Raw genomic sequence first — 20,106 nt, 5'->3', positions numbered from 1 at the left:
CCCCATGAAACCCCTTTACACAGCCGAGGCCCTGGCCTCCGGCGAAGGCCGCGACGGCACCGCCGTCAGCAAGGACGGCAAACTCAACGTGGCCCTGGCCAGCCCGGTCGAACTCGGCGGCAGCGGCGAGGGCACCAATCCCGAGCAGCTCTTCGCCGCCGGTTACGCGGCCTGCTTCCACTCGGCGCTGCGCCTCGTCGGCCGCCAGCAGAAAGCAGACCTGACCGATTCCGCCGTCGCCGCGAGGATCCACCTCGGCGCCCTCGACGGGGGCGCCGGCTACGGCATCGCCGCCGAACTCGAGATCGCCCTGCCCGCCGTGGACCGGGAAACGGCTGAGGACCTCGTGGCCAAGGCCCACGAGGTCTGCCCCTATTCCAACGCCACCCGCGGCAACATCACTGTCGACATCAAAATCCTGGAGGTAGCTGCATGAGCACCCACACCGAAACTCCCACCCTTCCCGTCACCACCCGCGAGATCCAGCTGGCGTCCCGTCCGCACGGCCGTCCCGTCCCGGCGAACTTCCGCCTCGCCGAATCGCCGCTGCCCGAACTGCAGGACGGCCAGGTCCTGGTCCGCAACCTTTACATCTCGGTGGACCCGTACATGCGCGGCCGCATGAACGACGTCAAGTCCTACTCCGCGCCGTTCGCCCTGGATGCCGCCCTCGACGGCGGCGCAGTCGGTGAAATCATCGCGTCCCGGGCCGAAGGGCGCGCCGTCGGCGATACCGTCGTGCACAGCCTCGGCTGGCGCGAATACGCCGTCCTCGACGCCGCGGCCACCACCCCGGCGCGCACGGACCTGGCCCCCGCCTCCGCGTTCCTCGGCGCCCTCGGCATGACCGGCCTGACGGCCTACGCGGGTCTGCTGAAGGTCGCCGAATTCAAACCCGGCGAGGTCGTGTTCGTCTCGGGCGCCGCAGGTGCGGTCGGCTCCCTCGTCGGGCAGATCGCTAAGGCCATGGGTGCGTCCCGCGTGATCGGCAGCGCCGGCTCGCCGGAAAAGGTGGCACGGCTCCTGGAACTCGGCTTCGACGCCGCGTTCAACTACCACGACGGCCCTGTGGCCGAGCAGCTCGCCGCCGCCGCGGGGGAGCGCGGGATTGACGTCTACTTCGACAACGTCGGCGGCGAGCACCTTGAAGCGGCGCTGTCCGCGCTCACCGTCGGCGGCCGGGTGGCCATGTGCGGCGCCATTTCGCAGTACAACTCCACCGAGCCGACTCCGGCGCCGCGGAACCTTATGCAGGCGATCGGCAAGCAGCTGACGCTCAAGGGCTTCCTCGTCGGCGGCTACTGGCAGCACATGGCCGAGTTTGTCGAGGCCATGTCCGGCTGGCTGGCCGACGGAACCGTCCGCTACGACGAGACGGTGGTGGACGGCCTGGAGAACGCACCGCAGGCGTTCATGGACCTGCTGGACGGCGCCAACACCGGCAAGATGCTCGTTCGGCTGTAGTCCGGCGTCGGCGCGCCACCAAACAGGCAGCCGCCGCTGTGCTCCGTCGCCTCCGGCACCGGTCCCCGCGGGGACCGGTGCCGGAGGCGTCTGCGCGCAGGGGCCGGTAGGAAGATTCGGGCTACTACTAGGTAACAAGTTCTCAACAATCTGGGTAATTGCTGTGAAGTCTGCTACGTGCACGTGTCGCAGGACACTAAAGTAACTTCATCAGTGCGCCTCGGCGCAGTGCTGCGAATCCATCAGTGACAAACAGAGTTCAGCGGAACACCGCGGACAGACACTCATTGAGCTCCGTCGTAGCGCCTACTCTTTCTTCCTGGAGGAAAATTGAAGAACTCCCTGCGTGCCACCCTCAAGCGCGGATCAATGGCCGGGGTCGCCACCGCGGGCGCGGCTGCACTCCTGTTGACCGGCTGCGGAGCTGCCCCGGAGGCCAGCACCGCCACCCAGACTGCCAGCAACTACAAGGGCTGCATCGTGTCCGACTCGGGTGGATTCGACGACCAGTCGTTCAACCAGTCTTCCTACGAGGGCCTGAAGAAGACCGAGAAGGATCTCGGCATCCAGACGAACCAGGCCGAGTCCAAGACCAACAACGACTTTGAGCCGAACCTGCGCGCCATGGTCGCCGCCGGCTGCAACCTGACCATCACGGTCGGCTTCCTCCTCGGTGACGCCACGAAGGCCCAGGCCACCGCGAACCCGGACAAGCACTTCGCCATCATCGACTTCGGCTACGACACCCCGATCACCAACGTCAAGCCGATCATCTACGACACCGCCCAGGCCGCGTTCCTGGCCGGCTACCTCGCGGCAGGCACCACCAAGACGGGAACGGTCGCCACGTTTGGCGGCATCAAGATCCCCACGGTCACCATCTTCATGGACGGCTTCGCCGACGGCGTGAAGTACTACAACGACCAGAAGGGCAAGGACGTCAAGCTCCTGGGCTGGGACAAGGCCAAGCAGGACGGCTCCTTCACCGGTGACTTCGAAAAGCAGGACAAGGGCAAGCAGTTCACCCAGAACTTCCTGGACCAGGGCGCCGACATCGTCATGCCCGTCGCCGGTCCGGTCGGCAAGGGTGCAGGTGCGGCCCTGAAGGAAGCCAAGGCAGCAGGCAAGGACGTCAAGCTCATCTGGGTTGACTCCGACGGCTTCCTCACGGCACCGGATTACAAGGACATCATGCTCTCCTCCGTCATGAAGCTGATGGGCGAGGCCGTCGAGACGGTCGTCAAGCAGGACAAGGACGGCCAGTTCACCAACGCTCCGTACGTCGGCACCCTCGCGAACGACGGCGTCCAGCTGGCTCCGTTCCACGACATGGACTCCCAGGTTCCGGCGGACGTGAAGTCCGAGCTGGACCAGATCAAGAAGGACATCGCCTCCGGCAAGCTGAAGGTTGAATCCGCAGCAAGCCCGAAGTCTTAACTTCTTCCGCTGAGCGCCACGGCCCGTCCGGTCACCACCGCACGGGCTGTGGCGCTTTTCGTTTCGCGGCCCGCTGCGCCTGCGACCGCAGGCACTAAGCTGGTGCTGCGGCCCCCACTTCGCGTCCGGACCAAGCCTTCCGGACACTTCGAGATTGGTCAGAGTTTTGAAACTTGAACTCAAGGGGATTACCAAACGCTTCGGCTCCCTGGTAGCCAACGATCACATTGATGTGGTTGTTGAACCCGGGCAGATTCACTGTCTGCTCGGCGAGAACGGCGCTGGCAAGTCCACGCTGATGAATGTCCTTTACGGACTGTACGAGCCCACAGAGGGCGAAATCCTGATCGACGACAAACCGGTCACCTTCCGTGGCCCCGGCGACGCCATGGCTGCCGGCATCGGCATGGTTCACCAGCACTTCATGCTGGTCCCCGTCTTTACCGTCGCGGAAAACGTCGCCCTGGGAGCAGAAACCACCAAGACCGGCGGATTCCTGGACCTTGACGACACCCGCCGGAAGATCCGGGAGATCTCGGACCGGTACGGCTTCGACGTCGACCCCGATGCACTGATTGAAGACCTGCCCGTGGGCGTGCAGCAGCGGGTGGAGATCATCAAGGCACTGGTCCGGGACGCCAAGGTGCTCATCCTCGATGAGCCCACGGCCGTCCTGACCCCGCAGGACACCGACGAGCTGTTGGACATCATGCGCCAGCTCAAGAGCCACGGCACGTCCATCGTCTTCATTTCGCACAAGCTCCGTGAGGTCAAAGCCGTTTCGGACACCATAACCGTGATCCGGCGCGGCAAAGTAGTAGGCACGGCCGATCCCGACGCTTCCACCACCGAGCTGGCGTCCATGATGGTCGGCCGCGCCGTCAGCCTCACCCTGGACAAGGCTCCCGCCAAGCCGCAGGAGACCACCTTTGAGGTCAAAGACCTCACCGTGATCGCCCCCAGCGGCCAGCATGTCGTGGACGGCATCAGCTTCGGGATCGCCCGCGGCGAGATCCTCGCCATCGCCGGCGTCCAGGGCAACGGCCAGACTGAGCTGACCGAAGCCGTCCTCGGCCTCCACAGCAGGGTCCACGGCTCGATCGTGCTCGACGGCGAAGAACTCGTGGGCCGCAGCGTCAAAGAGGTCCTGAACGCCGGGGTCGGGTTCGTCCCGGAGGACCGCTCCCTCGACGGGCTGATCGGCACGTTCTCCATCGCCGAAAACCTGATCCTCGACCGGTACGACCAGGCACCGTTCGCCAAGGGCATCAGCATGAGCCCGGCCAAGGTCCTGGAGAACGCCAAGACCCGGATCGAAGAATTCGACGTCCGCACCCCGTCCGGCTCGCTCGCCGCAGGCACCCTGTCCGGCGGCAACCAGCAGAAGGTTGTCATGGCGCGGGAACTCTCCCGGCCGCTGCGGCTCTTCATCGCCTCCCAGCCCACCCGAGGCGTGGACGTGGGATCCATCGAGTTCCTGCACAAACGCATCGTCGCGGAGCGGGACAACGGCACGCCCGTCATGATCGTCTCCACCGAACTGGACGAAGTGATTGAACTCGCCGACCGGATCGCCGTGCTGTACAAGGGCAAGCTGGTCGGGATCGTCCCGGCCGGCACCGGGCGCGACGTCCTGGGCCTGATGATGGCCGGGGTATCCGCGGAAGAGGCCCTGAGCGACGCCGCAGGCAAACACCCGGCGCCTGCACCGGCGCCGGAATCTGCCGAAAACCCAGCCGACACCCCAGCAGCGTACCCGGCGCCCGCCGCCCCGTCCGTACAGGAGCCCAGCTCCGGCGCCGTAGGAGACCACCATGACTGAGAACACCGAGCCGCGGCACGCGGCCGCGACGGACCCGGACCCGATTCCGGCTGACCAGGCCACGGCGCCGGAACTCGAGCCGCTTGAGGACGACGAGGCCTTTGTCACCTCGCTGGACACCGCCGGCGGCGCCATGCAGCCATCGGCGGTTCCGGTTTCGACCCAGAGCGGCCACCTGGGCGCTCCGGAGGAACCCGAGTCGGTGCTGCGGAAGATCTTCACCGGCAACGGCATGGTGACCATCCTGGCGGTGCTGCTCGCACTGATCCTCGGCGGCCTGCTCATCGCCCTGACAGACAAGGTGGTCGGCACCACGGCCGGCTACCTCTTCGCACGTCCCAGTGACTTCCTCACCGCCGTCTGGTCCGCCGCCACGAGCTCCTACGTCGCCCTGTTCCAGGGCGCGGTGTTCAACCCGCACGGGACCGGGGTGGCCGGACAGTTCGCCCCGCTCATGGAGACCCTGACGATCGCCACCCCGCTGATCACCGCGGGCCTCGGCGTCGCGCTGGCCTTCCGCGCGGGTCTGTTCAACATCGGTGCCCAGGGCCAGATCATCATGGCCGGCATCCTCGCCTCGTGGGTGGGCTTCGCTCTGCACCTGCCAGTGGGGCTGCACCTGCTGCTCGTCCTCGTGGCCGGCGTCGTCGGGGGCGCCGTCTGGGGCGGCATTGTGGGCGTGCTCAAGGCCCGCACAGGTGCCCACGAGGTCATCGTGACCATCATGTTCAACTACATCGCCCTGTATCTCCTGCGCTATCTGCTCGACACGGACCTGTTCCAGCGTCCGGGGGAGTCCACCCCGATTTCCCCCATCCTGGACCCCAGCGCCGTATACCCGCTGCTCTTCGGAAGCCAGTACCGGCTGCACGTGGGCTTCCTGCTGGCCATCGCGGCCACGGTGTTCGTCTGGTGGCTGCTGAACCGCTCCACGATCGGTTTCGAGTTCCGTGCCGTCGGGGCCAACCCCAAGGCAGCTCTGACTGCCGGCATCAACGTCCCCCGGGCCACGATCCTGGTGATGACCATTGCCGGCGGCCTGGCCGGCCTGGCCGGCGTCGCACAGGTGGCCGGCACCGAAAAGGTCCTCACCGACGGTGTCGCGGCAACGTATGGCTTTGACGCGATCACCGTGGCCCTGCTGGGGCGTTCCTCACCGTGGGGCACCTTTGCCGCGGGCCTCCTGTTCGGGGCCTTCCGTGCCGGCGCCGTGCAGATGCAGATCCAGACCGGAACCCCGATCGACATCGTGCTCGTGGTCCAATCGCTCATTGTGCTGTTCATCGCGGCGCCGCCCCTGGTCCGGGCGATCTTCGGACTCAACCCGCGCAAGAAGAAGACAGCGACCGCCGGCGCATCCAAGCAGGCAGCAACCACCGGAGGTGCCGCATGAGCACAACAGCAACCTCGCCCGTAAAACCGCAGCCGGAGGAAAGCCACACACCGGCGCATTCCGCCAAGCCCGTGACCTGGAAACTGCCGGTCACGCTCGCCGTGCTCGCCGTCGTCGCGTTCATCTTCTTTGGCCTGCTGGGCCCGCAAGGGACCGCCAAGTTCGGGGTATCCTCCGGCGGGGACTTTTTCCAACTGCCCGCGATCGAAGTACCCGCGTTCCTGTCCGGGATGGTGCTCTCCGTGATCCTGCTGGGCCTCGCCGGCTACGCCCTGGTCCTGAAGGCGAACCGGAACCAGCGGCCCCCGCGCTGGCTGCCGGTCGTCTTCACAGTGGTGTTCGTGGTCGCCTTCCTGATCTGGGTGGTGGGCGGCGCCCGGACCCCCAGCATCTCGCTGGCAGGCCTCATCGCCGGGTCTGTGACGCTCGCCGTGCCGATCGTCTTCGGTTCCCTGTCCGGCGTGCTGTGCGAACGCGCCGGCGTCGTGAACATCGCCATCGAAGGGCAGCTGCTGGGCGGCGCCTTCACGGCCGCGCTCGTAGCCAGCCTGACCCACAACCCCTACGCGGGCCTCCTGGCGGCGGCCGTGGCAGGCGCCCTCGTCTCTATGGTCCTGGCCCTGTTCAGCATCAAGTACGTGGTCAACCAGATCATTGTCGGCGTCGTGCTCAACGTCCTGGTCTCCGGACTCACAGGCTTCCTGTTCAGCACCGTGATGCAGTCCGATCCGGAGAAGTACAATTCGCCCGGCCGGCTGCCCATCATCGATATCCCGGTCCTGTCCAGCATCCCCGTCATCGGGCCCATCCTGTTCAAGCAGTCCGTGGTGGGCTATCTGATGTACGTGGCCGTCATCGTGATCTGGATCGCGCTATTCAAGACCAAGTGGGGCCTGCGCGTCCGTGCCGTGGGCGAACACCCGCAGGCGGCCGACACCCTGGGCATCAAGGTCAACGCGACCCGCTTCTGGAACGTCACCCTTGGCGGCGCCGTGGCCGGAATCGGCGGATCGTTCTTCACCCTCGTGGCGATCGACAGCTTCACCAAGGAAATCTCCGGAGGCCGCGGCTTCATCGCCCTCGCCGCCATGATCCTGGGCCGCTGGAATCCGATCGGGGCGTTCTTCGCCGCGCTGCTGTTCGGCTTCGCCGACAACCTGCAGAGCATCGTGACGATCATCGGCACCCCCGTGCCGAGCCAGTTCATGGCCATGCTGCCGTACCTCGTGACCGTGTTTGCCGTGGCCGGACTCGTCGGCCGCTCCCGGCCGCCGGCCGCCGACGGCATCCCGTACGTCAAGGGCTGACCGTGGAGACTACCGAGGTTGACTGGGCCGCGCTCGAGGCCGCGGCAGTGTCCGCCATGCTGAACGCCTATGCGCCGTATTCGAAGTTCCCGGTGGGGGCCGCAGCCCTCACCGGGGACGGGCGGATCGTCAGCGGTTGCAACGTCGAAAACGCCAGCTACGGGCTGACACTGTGCGCCGAGTGCGCCCTGGTGGGCAACCTGCAGATGACCGGCGGGGGACTTCTCCGCGCCTTCTACTGCGTCGACGCCGGCGGCAACGTCCTTATGCCTTGCGGGCGCTGCCGCCAGCTGCTCTACGAATTCCGGGCTCCCGACATGGAGCTCATGACCACGCAGGGAATCAAGACCATGGACCAGGTCCTTCCCGATGCCTTTGGCCCCCAACACCTGGAGGAACCCCGGTGACCCAATCGACACAGACCACCAGCACCACCGAAGCGTTCGACGCCGTCGACATCATCCGCATCAAGCGGGACAAGGGCGTGCTCAGCCCGGCCCAGATCGACTGGACGATCGACGCGTACACGCGTGGCGCCATCGCCGACGAACAGATGGCCGCCCTGAACATGGCGATCCTGCTCAACGGCATGGACCGGGCCGAGATCTCCCGCTGGACCGCGGCCATGATCGCCTCCGGCGAGCGGATGGACTTCTCCAGCCTGCGGCGGCCCGACGGCGGCGTGAAGGTGACGAGCGACAAGCACTCCACCGGCGGCGTGGGAGACAAGATCACCCTGCCGCTGGCGCCCCTGGTGGCGGTTTTCGGCGTGGCCGTGCCGCAGCTCTCGGGCCGCGGCCTGGGCCACACCGGCGGCACCCTGGACAAGCTCGAAGCGATCCCGGGCTGGCGCGCGGACCTGAGCAATGAGGAAATGCTGGCCCAGCTCCAGGACGTCGGCGCGGTCATTTGCGCCGCCGGCGCGGGGCTGGCCCCGGCGGACAAGAAGCTCTACGCGCTCCGCGATGTCACCGGGACCGTGGAGGCCATCCCGCTGATTGCGTCCTCGATCATGAGCAAGAAGATCGCCGAAGGTACCGGTTCGCTGGTGCTCGACGTCAAGGTGGGCAGCGGAGCCTTCATGAAGGACGAGGCCCGTGCCCGCGAACTCGCCGAGACCATGGTGGCCCTGGGCAAGGACGCCGGCGTCAACACCGTTGCCCTGCTGACCAACATGAACACGCCCCTGGGCCTCACCGCGGGCAACGCGATTGAGGTCGAGGAATCCGTGGAAGTCCTGGCCGGCGGGGGCCCGGAAGACGTCGTCGAACTCACCGTCCGGCTCGCGGAGGAGATGCTGGCGTGCGCCGGCGTCCCCGACGTGGATCCGCGCGCGGCCCTGCGGGACGGCCGGGCCATGGACGTCTGGAACCGGATGATCGAGGCGCAGGGCGGCGACCCGCGCGCCAAGCTTCCGGTGGCCCGGGAATCCGAGGTCATCTACGCCCCGGCCGACGGCGTCCTGGTGGAGCTTGACGCGATGGCCGTCGGCGTCGCGGCCTGGCGTCTCGGCGCCGGACGGGCCCGCAAGGAGGACACGGTCCAAGCCGGAGCCGGGGTGCGGATGCACGCCAAGCCGGGCGCCACGGTCCGGGCCGGAGAACCGCTCATGACCCTTCTGACGGACACCCCGGAGAAGTTCGAGCGGGCCAAGGAGGCGCTCGACCACGCCGCCGTGATCGCACCGGAGGGCTCCCGGCCCGCCCAGAAGCTCATCATCGACCGCATCGCTTAACCCCCGCCGCCCACCCTCCGTTGCCCTATCACTTATGGTCCCCAAACCCCGGGTTTAGCCGCCATAAGGGATAGGGCAAGTGGCGGCGGGGACCGCCGGCGGTACACTGACTCCACATCAGGATCTTTCAGGCCCCGCCGTGCGTTAGGAAGCTGTGCAGGCAATCAACGACTTCATCCTCGCCGCCGCAGGGCAGCCCTGGGTTCTCGTCCTTGTTTTTGCCTGCTGCGTGATCGACGGATTCTTCCCGCCGATCCCGAGCGAATCGGTGGTGGTGGGCCTGGCCGCCGTCGCCGCCACCGCGAATGTTCCCAACCCGGTCCTCCTGATCCTCACCGCCGCCGCCGGGGCCTGGGTTGGCGACAACCTCGCTTACCTGATCGGCCGCAGAACCGGGACACGGCGGTGGGCCTGGCAGCGCGGTGCGAGGACGCAGGCGGCCTTTGCCTGGGCCGGACGGGAACTGCGGAAACGGCCCGCGTCGCTGATCCTCGTGGCACGCTTCGTCCCGATCGGGCGTGTGGCCGTCAACCTGACCGCCGGGGCCACGCACTACCCGAGGCCCAGATTCATGATCTTGACCGTGCTGTCGGCAGTCCTGTGGGCCGGCTATTCGGTCGGAATCGGATTGTTCGTCGGCCCGTGGTTTGAGAAAAACCACGTACTGGGTGCGGCCATCGCGATCGTCTGCGCGATCGTCCTGGGTGTCGCCGTGGACTTCACCATCAGCAGGCTGCGTGGCCGGACACCGGAGGAGTCCACGCCGTCCATTCCGCCGGTTGAATCCTAAGTGAACCGGACAGGGCGGCCCCATTGTTCCTACCCCTACAACAACGTGAACTGCAGACGCGACCCGTCCCGGACGCCGGATCATCGCCCGCACCAGCGGCCCCGTCCGCGTCATTGTCACCGGACGCCCGACCGTAGCGGACCGCGCCCCGCCCGTGGGACACTTAGGAGCGATTTGCATCACGTTTGTTTGCTGCAGTTCGTTGCAGGTTCCACCCACACGCCCATCGCATGTTCGTCACGGCTTAGTTGTCCGTTCCTCATCATCAAGGAGCACCGCCCGCATGGAGTTCATTAACCAGGCCGTGCTCCATGCTGCCGGCCAGTGGTGGATCTACCCGCTGCTGCTGGTTTTCTTTTTCGTGGACGGCTTCGCGATGGTGGTCCCCAGTGAGACCCTCATCGTTGCTCTCGCGGCGTATTCCCTGCACAGCGGCCAGCCCAACCTCTGGCTCCTCGCCCTCACGGCGTTGGTCGGAGCCATGGCCGGCGACAACATGGCCTACATGCTCGGGCGGAAGATCGGTCTTGAACGGTTCCGCTGGATGCGCAAGCCGAAAGTCCAGAAGGTCTTCGCCTGGGCACACTACGAGCTCGAGAAACGCGGCGCCGTCCTGATCTTCACGGCCCGGTACATCCCCTGGGGCCGTGTAGCCGTCAACTACGTGTCGGGCACGACGTCGTTTCCGCACCGCAGATTTTTCTTCCTGGACGCCATCGCGTGCGTCACGTGGGTCGGCTACTCGATCGGCATCGGCGTGTTGGCCAGTTCCTTCCCGTGGCTGCACCACAACCCGCTGCTCAGCGCGGGGATTGCGGTGGTGTTCGCGATAGTGCTTGGCGTCCTCATCGACCACCTGCTGCGCTGGTGGCACAAGCGCCTTGGACGCAACGACACCCGGTCCGCTCCGGCCGGCGCCACGTCCGGCGCCACGTCCGTTCCGGGGACCGCGCCCCAGGACCCTGCTGCCCCGGAGTCCGCTCCCCAGGGGCACGGCACGATGCTGGCCGGCCCGGCCACTGAGGCCGGAGCTTCCAGAAAGTAGCATCCCGCGCCCTGCGACCCTATGGTTGGAACGTGACTGAGACTAATCCTGACGCTGCCCCTGACCTCGACTTCGACCTGACGGTCCTTCCCAAGGTTTCCCTTCACGACCACTTGGACGGCGGGCTCCGCCCGGCCACCATCATTGAGCTTGCCGAGGCCGTGGGCCACACGCTGCCCTCGACTGACCCCGTCGCCCTGGGGGAGTGGTTCCGCGAGTCCGCCGATTCCGGCTCGCTGGTCCGTTACCTGGAAACGTTTGACCACACCATCGCCGTGATGCAGACCAAGGAAGGCCTGTTCCGCGTCGCGAAGGAATTCGTCGAAGACCTGGCCGACGACGGCGTCGTGTACGGCGAAGTTCGCTGGGCCCCCGAGCAGCACCTGCAGAAGGGCCTGAGCTTGGACGAAGTGGTGGAAGCCGTCCAGGCCGGGCTGGAAGCAGGCGTGGACGCCGTCGCCGAGACAGGCCGCGATATCCAGGTGGGCCAGCTCATCACCGCCATGCGCCACGCCGACCGCGGCCAGGAGATTGCCGAACTGGCGGTCCGGCACCGGAACAAGGGCGCGGTGGGCTTTGACATCGCCGGCGCCGAGGACGGCTTCCTGCCCTCCCGCTTCAAGGACGCCTTCACCTACCTTGCTGAGCACAACTTCCCGGCCACTGTCCACGCCGGCGAGGCCGCCGGCCTGGAGAGCATCCAGTCGGCCCTGGTGGACGGCCGGGCGCTTCGCCTGGGCCACGGTGTCCGGATCGCCGAGGATGTCACGATCGAATTCGAGGAGGACAGCGAAGCCTGGGAGGACGCCGACGGGTTCGGCGTCGAGGTCAGCGACACCATCGGCATGGTGACCCTGGGCGAGCTGGCCAGCTGGGTGCGTGACCGCGGCATCGCGCTGGAGATCTGCCCGTCGTCGAACCTGCAGACCGGTGCCATTGCCGGCTTCGGTGAGGGGATCGAAAGCCACCCGCTGGACATGCTCTACCAGCTGGGCTTCAACGTCACCATCAACACGGACAACCGGCTCATGAGCGGCGTGACCCTCACGGACGAGTTCGAGCTTCTGGTCGAGACCTTCGACTACGACCTCGACGACCTCCTGGAGCTGACGCTGAATGCCGCCGAGGCCGCCTTCCTCCCGCTCGAGGAGAAGGAAGCACTGGTGGAATACATCAACGAGGCCTACGCCGACCTTGGCTAGCCGGGATATCGCGGTGGGCGCGCCGCTCGGTGACTTGGTGCGAACGATCGCCGAGCTGCGCGCCCATTGCCCCTGGATGGGTGCCCTCACCCACGAGTCTCTCGTCGAATACCTCCTCGAAGAGGCGTACGAGGTGGCCGAAACCATCGAGACGGAGGGCGGCGACGCCGACCTGAAATCCGAACTCGGGGACGTGCTGCTCCAGGTGGTCCTGCATGCCCGGCTCGCGGAGGAACGCGGCGCCTTCGACCTCGACGACGTCGCGCGCTCCCTTAACGCCAAGATGATCCGGCGGAACCCGCACGTCTTCCGCCCCGACGGCTCACTGCAGGATTCCTTCCCTGCAACGGTCGAGGAGATCGTCCTGACGTGGGATGCCGTCAAGAAAGCAGAGAAACCGGAACGCGGCCACGGCTTCGACGGCGTTCCCGGCGCGCTTCCTGCCCTCGCGCGGGCCCAAAAGCTCCTGGACCGGGCCGAGCGCGCCGGCCTGCCGACGGCCGCCGGCGTGACCGGCGTAGACATCCCCGGCACCGAAGAGGAGCTCGGAGAGCTGCTGTTCGGGATCGTGGCGGCCGCCAGGGCCGGCGGGCTCGACGCCGAGCGCGCCCTCCGCGGAGCCCTCCGCCGCTTCCAGGACAGTCACGGCCCTGTGTCGCCGGCATCGTAGCGCCGGCACGGTAGCGTAGGCCTCATAGTGCCGGGCAAGTAGCGCCGGCATCATGACGTCCGGGGATTGGATAGGTTTCCGTAACTTATCCCGCTCTCGACTAGGCTAGTAGCGACGACGACGTCGGCTTATCAGCTTGATGTACAGCCAGATTCCCAGCAGTCAGATTCCCTGCAGATCGCTTCACCCAAAGGAGCATATCCATGGCGCTTATCGATGCCATCCACGCCCGCGAGATCCTCGATTCCCGTGGCAACCCGACCGTAGAAGTTGAAGTCCTGCTCTCCGATGGCCAGATCGGCCGCGCAGCAGTTCCCTCCGGCGCCTCCACCGGCGAGCACGAGGCTGTTGAGCTCCGCGATGGCGACAAGGGCCGCTACCTCGGCAAGGGCGTCCAGAAGGCCGTCGACGCCGTCATCGACCAGATCGCGCCGGCCCTGATCGGCTTCGACGCGACCGACCAGCGCAGCATCGACCAGGCCATGATCGACCTCGACGGCACTGCCAACAAGTCCAAGCTCGGTGCCAACGCCATCCTGGGCGTGTCCCTCGCCGTCGCCAACGCTGCCGCGGCGTCCGCCGACCTGCCGCTGTACAAGTACCTGGGCGGCCCGAACGCCCACGTCCTGCCGGTGCCGCTGATGAACATCCTCAACGGCGGCTCGCACGCCGACTCCGATGTCGACATCCAGGAATTCATGATCGCGCCGATCGGCGCCGAGACCTTCTCCGAGGGTCTGCGCTGGGGCGTCGAGGTCTACCACAACCTCAAGTCCGTGCTGCAGGCCAAGGGCCTGTCCACCGGCCTGGGCGACGAGGGCGGCTTCGCCCCGAACCTGCCCTCCAACCGCGCTGCCCTGGACCTGATCCAGGAAGCCATCAAGAACGCCGGCTACACCCCGGGCAAGGACATCGCCCTGGCCCTGGACGTTGCCTCCTCGGAATTCTTCACCGACGGCGCCTACCAGTTCGAAGGCAAGGCCCTCACAGCCACCGAGATGAGCAACTACTACGCCGAACTCGTCGCCGACTACCCGCTGGTCTCGATCGAGGACCCCCTGGACGAGAACGACTGGGAAGGCTGGAAGACCCTCACCGACGCCATCGGCGACAAGGTCCAGCTCGTGGGCGACGACCTCTTCGTCACCAACCCGGTCCGCCTGCAGCAGGGCATCGACTCTGCCACGGCAAACTCGCTGCTGGTGAAGGTCAACCAGATCGGCTCCCTGACCGAGACCCTGGATGCCGTGTCCCTGGCCCAGCGTGCCGGTTACACCACCATCACCTCGCACCGCTCCGGCGAGACCGAGGACACCACGATCGCCGACATCGCGGTTGCCACCAATGCCGGCCAGATCAAGACGGGCGCACCGGCCCGTTCCGAGCGCGTCGCAAAGTACAACCAGCTGCTGCGCATCGAAGAAGAACTCGACGACGCCGCACGCTACGCCGGACGCAGCGCCTTCCCGCGTTTCAAGGGCTAGTTAGCCGCGAAAACCGGTAACCGGTGGCTATGGTTGAAAGACCATGGCCACCGGTTCTGTTTTTGGTCCGCTTTTGAAGGAGTGACATGGCTACCCGACGTCCCAATGTTCCCCGGGCTACGCCCGCGGCCCCCAAGGCTGCTGCCGCCAAGCCTGCGGCCACGGGCTTGGGTGCAACAGTCGACGGCGGCGACGTCATCCGGGCGGACTTCGGCGGCTCCCGCAGCAGCGCGGGCACAACGACGCCGGCCAAGTCCTCCGGCGCCGGGCCGGCCTCTTCCCAGACGGCAGCACGTGCTGCAGGCAAGCGCGGCTCCGACAACCGAACCCCCGAAAGCCCAGGCCCCGAACGTCCGTCCCCCGACGTCCCGGCCACCGGCCAGAAGCGGCCGACGGTAACGCCAGGATCCCGGCCCTCGCCCGGGAAGCCGCCAGCGAAGTCGCCAGGGAAGTCGCCCGGGAAGGCCGGCGGCAAAGCCGCGCGCCGGGCCGCCGCGCGGGACACCGACGATTCACTCGATCCGGTACCCGCCAAGGCGTTCTCGGGCCGGTTGCTTGCGCTCGGCGTGGTCATGATTGCCATCACCATCCTGCTCGCGCCCACGGTCAAGATTTTCCTCGACAAGCGCGCCGAGATCGCGGCGCTTCAGGCGGATATCGCGGCCAAGCAGTCAAAGCAGGAGGACCTCAAACGCCAGGTCTCACGGTGGCAGGATCCCAACTACGTGAAACAGCAGGCCCGCGATCGCATTAACATGGTTATGCCCGGAGAGACGGGCTACTGGGTCTTCGGCAGCGATCTTCCTGCCGCGCAGCCCAGTGGCACGGCGGGTGCAGCATCAGCACAAGACCCGGCCAACCTGCCCTGGGTGGACGCCCTCTGGGAGTCCATCAGGCGATCGGCAACAGACTAGAAGCGGCGCCCGCCGCCGAGGTTGTCCCGAGGACACCCGGAACAGGGCAGGAAGGTGCCACTCCCGTGGACGATAACCGAGTGGACCAGAACCGAGCGGACGAGAACCAGCCGCAGGCAGCGCAGACCCCGGTGCCACTTCCCGCCTCAAGTGCACCCGTGGCCTCCCGCCAGCCGTCACCGCACGACCTCGAGGTCCTCAGCCGCCAGCTGGGCCGGCCGGTGCGCGACGTCGTCGAGATCCCCGCCCGCTGCGTCTGCGGAAACCCGCTCGTGGCCGCCACTTCGCCGCGGCTGAGCAACGGCACGCCGTTCCCCACCACGTTCTACCTCACGCACCCGGTGATCACGTCCGCGGTGTCGCGGCTGGAGGCTGCCGGGCTGATGAACGAGATGAACGTCCGGCTCGCCGCCGACGTCGATCTCGCGGCGCGCTACCGCGCCGCCCACGAGGCGTACCTGGCCTCACGCGCAGAAATCGGCGCCCGGTCCGGCATTGGCGCCGTGCCCGAGATCGACGGCGTCTCCGCCGGCGGAATGCCGACGCGCGTCAAATGCCTGCATGTACTCGTGGGCCATTCGCTGGCCGCCGGAACGGGCGTGAACCCGCTCGGTGACGAGGCGATCGCCGCCATCGCCGAGTGGTGGACCGCGGACCGCTGCTACTGCGACGGCGCCTGGGACACCGGGGGAGAGGTCCCGTCCCGGGACCTCAGCCGCCACGGACCGCAGGGCCTGCCGGAGATCGTTGGCCGGCCCGCCCCCGTGCGCAAGTCCCGCGGCGCGGAAGCCGCCGGTGCTGCAGAAGGCGCGGAAGCCGCCGGTGCTGCAGACGGCGCGGACGCCGCCGGCACCGCGAGCACGGAGGAGACCAAATGACCCGGGTCGCGGCCGTGGACTGCGGCACCAACTCGATCCGCCTGCTGATCGCGGATATAAACGCAGACATAGACACGGGTACCGGCACGGACGCCGCGACCGGGCAGCCCGCCCCGCGGCTGACCGACGTCGTGCGGGAAATGCGCGTGGTCCGGCTGGGGCAGGGCGTGGACTCGACGGGCGAACTCGCCCCGGAAGCGCTGGAGCGAACGTTTGCCGCGACCCGGGACTATGCCGCCCTCATCCGCGAGCACGGGGTGGAAAAGGTGCGCTTCGTGGCCACCTCCGCCACCCGCGACGCCAGCAACCGGCAGGTCTTCGTCGACGGCATCCGCGCCATCCTCGGCGTCGAGCCCGAGGTGATCACCGGCGATGAGGAAGCCGCACTGTCCTTCGCCGGCGCCAGCAGCGTCCTGCCCTCCCGCGGCGACGACCCCGTGCTCGTGGTGGACCTCGGCGGCGGGAGCACGGAGTTCGTGCTCGGCAACGCCGGAGGCGTCATCGCCGCCCGCTCGGTCGACGTCGGCTGCGTCCGGATGACCGAACGGCACCTGCGCAGCGATCCGCCCACCCCGGAGCAGATCGCAGCGGCGGAGGCCGACGTCGACGCCGCCATCAGCGAGGCGGCACGCACCGTGCCGCTGGAACGCGCCACCGCCGTCGTCGGCGTGGCCGGATCCGTCACCACCATCACGGCGCATGCGCTGCGCCTTCCGGAGTATTCGCCGGCCGCAATCCACGGCACCGAACTGGACCTGGACGCGGTGCGGAAAGCCTGCACCGAACTGCTCGACATGACCCGGGAAGAGCGGGCCGCGCTGCCGTTCATGCACCCCGGGCGGGTGGACGTGATTGGCGCCGGCGGCCTCGTGTGGCGGCGGGTCCTGGAGCGCCTGGCCGACGTCACGGCCGGCCGCATCACCACGGCAGTGGCCAGCGAACACGATATTCTTGACGGAATTGCCCTCAGCATCAGCTGATGTCGCACCAGCAGTAGTGCACTAGCCGTTGTGTACCGACAGAGTGCTTGTGCCACTGGCGCATCCGCCGATAGGACCTGTATGACCAGAGCAACAGCCCGGCACCGCCGGACCGCCTCCGCGTTGATGGCTTTGGCCCTTGCCGGCGGCATGTCCGCGGCGGCGCTGACCTCAGCCGCGCCCGCCCACGCCGACTCCTGGCGGGACAAGGAATACTGGCTCGCCGAATCGGGCATCACCAAAGCCTGGGAAGTGTCCAAGGGCGCCGGTGTCAAAGTCGCTGTGATTGACAGCGGCGTGGACGGCACGCATCCGGACCTGGCGGGCGTGCTTGCCGGCGGCGCCGACATCTCCGGCGCCGGCGGTGCCAACGGGCAGGAGAGCATCGGCGCCAAACCCGAACACGGAACCCTCGTGGCCACGATGCTCGCAGGGCGCGGACACCAGCCCGCCAGTGCGACCGCCAAGCCGAGTGCCGGTGCCTCCGCGGGCCCGGCCGCGGGCTCGGACGCCGGCCCGGACGGGGTGGTCGGCGTCGCCCCTGAGGCCCAGATCTTGTCCGTCTCGACCTGGCTCGGTTCCGCCAACCCGGGCGGCAAGAGCGACCAGGACCAGATTCCGGAGGCCGTGCGCTGGGCCGTCGACAACGGCGCCCGCGTCATCAACATTTCACTCGGCAGCACGTCGCCGGAGTGGCCGCAGAGCTGGGACGCGGCGTTTCTCTACGCCGAACAGAAGGACGTGGTGATCGTGGCCGCCGCGGGCAACCGCGTCGGGGGAAACGTCCAGGTCGGCGCCCCGGCCACGATTCCGGGTGTCCTGACGGTCGCGGGCCTGGACCGCAACGGAACGGCCAGCATCGACGCGTCCTCCCAGGGCATCAGCATCGGCGTCGCCGCTCCCGCTGAAGACCTGATCGGCGGCATGCCCGGCGGCGGCTATGCCGAGTGGGCGGGCACCTCCGGCGCCACCCCCATCGTCGCCGGCGTCGCGGCCCTGATCCGCTCCAAATGGCCGGAGATGTCCGCGAGCCAGGTGATCAACAGGATCGTCAGCACGGCTAAGGACGCCGGGGCTCCGGGAAAGGATCCGCTCTACGGGTTCGGCGTCCTCAACGCCGAGGCCGCCCTCAAGGCCGATGTGCCCGAAACCAAGGTCAATCCGCTGGGGTCTATTTCGGACTGGATCCGGGTTCAGCGGCGCGGCAACCTGGCCACGACGGCGCCTGCTGCGACGCCCGCGCCCTCCAGCGCCGCCCCCACGCTGCCTGAGGCGACCGTGCCGGTCGCGGAGAAGCCGTCGCAGCTGGACAGCGCCGTGCCGGCCGCCGTGGTCCTGGGCTTCGGATTCCTGTTTGTGGGCATCATTGCCGCCGCCGCCTTCCAGTTGCGGGCCGCGATGCGCAGCTCGCCCAAGGAAGGCGCTGACACGCCCGAACGGCCGGACCGGCCCGGCCCGGGAGCCGCCGATTCGGTGGATTCCAGCCACCCGTCATAGTTAGTGAAGGTTTTCACAAACTACTGTATTCTTGACGCATGGCATCCTCCCTTCAGCTCCAGGACCGTCCCCGGGTACTCGTCGTCGGCGGCGGGTACGTCGGCCTGTATGTAGCCCTCAAACTGCAGAAAAAGATCGCGAATGCAGGTGGCATCGTCACCCTCGTTGATCCGCTGCCCTACATGACCTACCAGCCCTTCCTGCCGGAAGTTGCCGGCGGAAACATCGAGGCCCGCCACGCGGTGGTCTCGCACCGCATGCACCTTAAGCAGACCGAACTCATCGAGGGCCGCGTCACCTCGATCGACCACGCCAACCGCACCGCCGTCGTCGCCCCCGCGGACGGCGGCGACACCTTCGAGGTTCCCTACTTCGACGTCGTGCTGGCCGCCGGCGCCATCACCCGCACGTTCCCGATCAAGGGCCTTGCGGACAAGGGCATCGGCCTGAAGACCATCGAGGAAGCCGTTGCCCTGCGCAACAAGGTCCTCGAGCGCATCGAGACCGGCTCGCTCATGACCGACCCCGTCGAGCGTGCCCGCGCCCTGACCTTCGTCGTCGTCGGCGGCGGCTTTGCCGGCATCGAGTGCATCACCGAAATGGAAGACCTCGCCCGCGCCGCGGTCAAGAACAACCCCCGCGTCAAGCAGGAAGAAATCCGCTTCGTCCTGGTCGAGGCCATGGGCCGCATCATGCCCGAGGTCACGGCGCAGCAGGCCGAATGGGTCGTCGGACACCTCCGCAGCCGCGGCATCGAGGTCCTGCTCAACACCTCGCTCGACAACGCCGAGGGCTCCCTGAAGCTCATCAACCTCCCGGACAAGACCCCGGCCCAGGAATTCGAAACTGACACCCTTGTCTGGACTGCCGGCGTGCAGGCCAACCCGATGGTCCGTTCCACCGACTTCCCGCTCGAACCGCGCGGCCGCGTCCGCGTCCTTGCCGACCTGCGCATCGCCGGCGACGAGGGCATCATCGACAACGCCTGGGCTGCCGGCGACATCGCTGCCGTTCCCGACCTCACGGGCAGCGGCCTGCCGGACGGCACCTGCGTGCCGAACGCCCAGCACGCCCTGCGCCAGGCCAAGCGCCTGGCCAAGAACCTGTGGGCCTCCCGCTGGAACAAGCCGCTCACGGACTACAAGCACAAGAACCTGGGCGCCGTCGCCGGCTTCGGCGAATGGAAGGGCGTGGCGAACATCAACCTGATTGGCCGCATCGGCCTCAAGGGCCCGCTGGCCTGGCTGGCACACCGTGGCTACCACGGCATGGCCATGCCCACCGTTGAGCGCAAGATCCGCGTGATCTCCGGCTGGTTCTGGGCCTTCTTCCTGGGCCGCGACACCACGCAGCTCATGGACCTGGACAACCCCCGCGGCGCCTTCGTGACCGCAGCGACTCCGGCCCCGAAGCCGGCCGCTGTCCCGGCCCCGGAAGCAGCCAAGCCTGCGGCCGACGCCAAGGCAGAGTCCAAGGTGGACCCCAAGG

General features: G+C 67.5%; 18 protein-coding genes. All 18 read left to right on the top strand.

Going from position 1 to position 20,106, the window contains the following annotated elements:
- The first annotated feature begins 4 nt into the window (after positions 1-4).
- The gene (locus ABD243_RS08525) at positions 5-436 is read left to right on the top strand and encodes an organic hydroperoxide resistance protein (RefSeq protein ID WP_344364267.1); all 432 of its coding nucleotides are present in this window, start codon (positions 5-7) and stop codon (positions 434-436) included.
- Positions 433-1,464 (top strand): NADP-dependent oxidoreductase, encoded by a 1,032-nt coding sequence (locus ABD243_RS08520; protein WP_344364264.1) that lies wholly within the window; start codon positions 433-435, stop codon positions 1,462-1,464. The genes ABD243_RS08525 and ABD243_RS08520 overlap by 4 nt, the downstream gene beginning before the upstream one ends.
- Positions 1,465-1,794: 330 nt before the next feature.
- Positions 1,795-2,901 carry a BMP family lipoprotein gene (locus tag ABD243_RS08515; protein ID WP_425547158.1) on the top strand — a complete coding sequence of 369 codons (1,107 nt, stop codon included), beginning with the start codon at positions 1,795-1,797 and terminating at the stop codon, positions 2,899-2,901.
- A gap of 166 nt (positions 2,902-3,067) precedes the next feature.
- The gene (locus tag ABD243_RS08510; protein ID WP_344364261.1) at positions 3,068-4,723 is read left to right on the top strand and encodes an ABC transporter ATP-binding protein; all 1,656 of its coding nucleotides are present in this window, start codon (positions 3,068-3,070) and stop codon (positions 4,721-4,723) included.
- Complete coding sequence (locus ABD243_RS08505) at positions 4,716-6,116, top strand: ABC transporter permease (protein WP_344364258.1); 1,401 nt, start codon at positions 4,716-4,718, stop codon at positions 6,114-6,116. Before ABD243_RS08510 ends, ABD243_RS08505 begins: the two co-directional genes overlap by 8 nt.
- Positions 6,113-7,423: an ABC transporter permease gene (locus tag ABD243_RS08500; protein ID WP_344364254.1), complete on the top strand. Its 1,311-nt coding sequence runs from the start codon at positions 6,113-6,115 to the stop codon at positions 7,421-7,423. The genes ABD243_RS08505 and ABD243_RS08500 overlap by 4 nt, the downstream gene beginning before the upstream one ends.
- A gap of 2 nt (positions 7,424-7,425) precedes the next feature.
- Positions 7,426-7,830 carry a cytidine deaminase gene (locus tag ABD243_RS08495; RefSeq protein ID WP_344364251.1) on the top strand — a complete coding sequence of 135 codons (405 nt, stop codon included), beginning with the start codon at positions 7,426-7,428 and terminating at the stop codon, positions 7,828-7,830.
- Entirely contained in the window at positions 7,827-9,158 is a 1,332-nt protein-coding gene (locus ABD243_RS08490; RefSeq protein ID WP_344364248.1) for a thymidine phosphorylase, read from the top strand. Before ABD243_RS08495 ends, ABD243_RS08490 begins: the two co-directional genes overlap by 4 nt.
- Positions 9,159-9,312: 154 nt before the next feature.
- Entirely contained in the window at positions 9,313-9,948 is a 636-nt protein-coding gene (locus ABD243_RS08485; RefSeq protein WP_344364246.1) for a DedA family protein, read from the top strand.
- A gap of 283 nt (positions 9,949-10,231) precedes the next feature.
- Entirely contained in the window at positions 10,232-10,993 is a 762-nt protein-coding gene (locus tag ABD243_RS08480) for a DedA family protein (RefSeq protein WP_344364244.1), read from the top strand.
- A 32-nt stretch (positions 10,994-11,025) separates the two neighbouring features.
- Positions 11,026-12,195, top strand: coding sequence for an adenosine deaminase (locus ABD243_RS08475; RefSeq protein ID WP_116765986.1), 1,170 nt, complete (start codon positions 11,026-11,028; stop codon positions 12,193-12,195).
- Between the two features lie 76 nt (positions 12,196-12,271).
- Positions 12,272-12,865, top strand: a complete 594-nt coding sequence (locus ABD243_RS08470) for a MazG nucleotide pyrophosphohydrolase domain-containing protein (RefSeq protein WP_344364408.1) — start codon at positions 12,272-12,274, stop codon at positions 12,863-12,865.
- Between the two features lie 203 nt (positions 12,866-13,068).
- Entirely contained in the window at positions 13,069-14,349 is a 1,281-nt protein-coding gene (gene eno, locus ABD243_RS08465; protein ID WP_091250844.1) for a phosphopyruvate hydratase, read from the top strand.
- 86 nt (positions 14,350-14,435) lie between these two features.
- Positions 14,436-15,263, top strand: coding sequence for an FtsB family cell division protein (locus ABD243_RS08460; RefSeq protein ID WP_344364239.1), 828 nt, complete (start codon positions 14,436-14,438; stop codon positions 15,261-15,263).
- A 131-nt stretch (positions 15,264-15,394) separates the two neighbouring features.
- A complete protein-coding gene (locus ABD243_RS08455) occupies positions 15,395-16,141 on the top strand; it encodes a DUF501 domain-containing protein (RefSeq protein ID WP_344364406.1) in 747 nt (248 codons plus the stop codon).
- Positions 16,138-17,121 carry a Ppx/GppA phosphatase family protein gene (locus tag ABD243_RS08450; RefSeq protein WP_344364236.1) on the top strand — a complete coding sequence of 328 codons (984 nt, stop codon included), beginning with the start codon at positions 16,138-16,140 and terminating at the stop codon, positions 17,119-17,121. The genes ABD243_RS08455 and ABD243_RS08450 overlap by 4 nt, the downstream gene beginning before the upstream one ends.
- Before the next feature lie 81 nt (positions 17,122-17,202).
- Positions 17,203-18,618, top strand: a complete 1,416-nt coding sequence (locus ABD243_RS08445; RefSeq protein ID WP_344364234.1) for a S8 family serine peptidase — start codon at positions 17,203-17,205, stop codon at positions 18,616-18,618.
- 38 nt (positions 18,619-18,656) lie between these two features.
- A partial coding sequence (locus ABD243_RS08440) for an NAD(P)/FAD-dependent oxidoreductase (protein ID WP_344364232.1) occupies positions 18,657-20,106 on the top strand: 1,450 nt, incomplete at its 3' end.

Source organism: Arthrobacter humicola (assembly GCF_039531445.1).
Lineage (GTDB): Bacteria > Actinomycetota > Actinomycetes > Actinomycetales > Micrococcaceae > Arthrobacter > Arthrobacter humicola.
The sequence above is the reverse complement of the archived record's forward strand: the minus strand, read 5'-3'. Positions and strand labels throughout refer to the sequence as shown.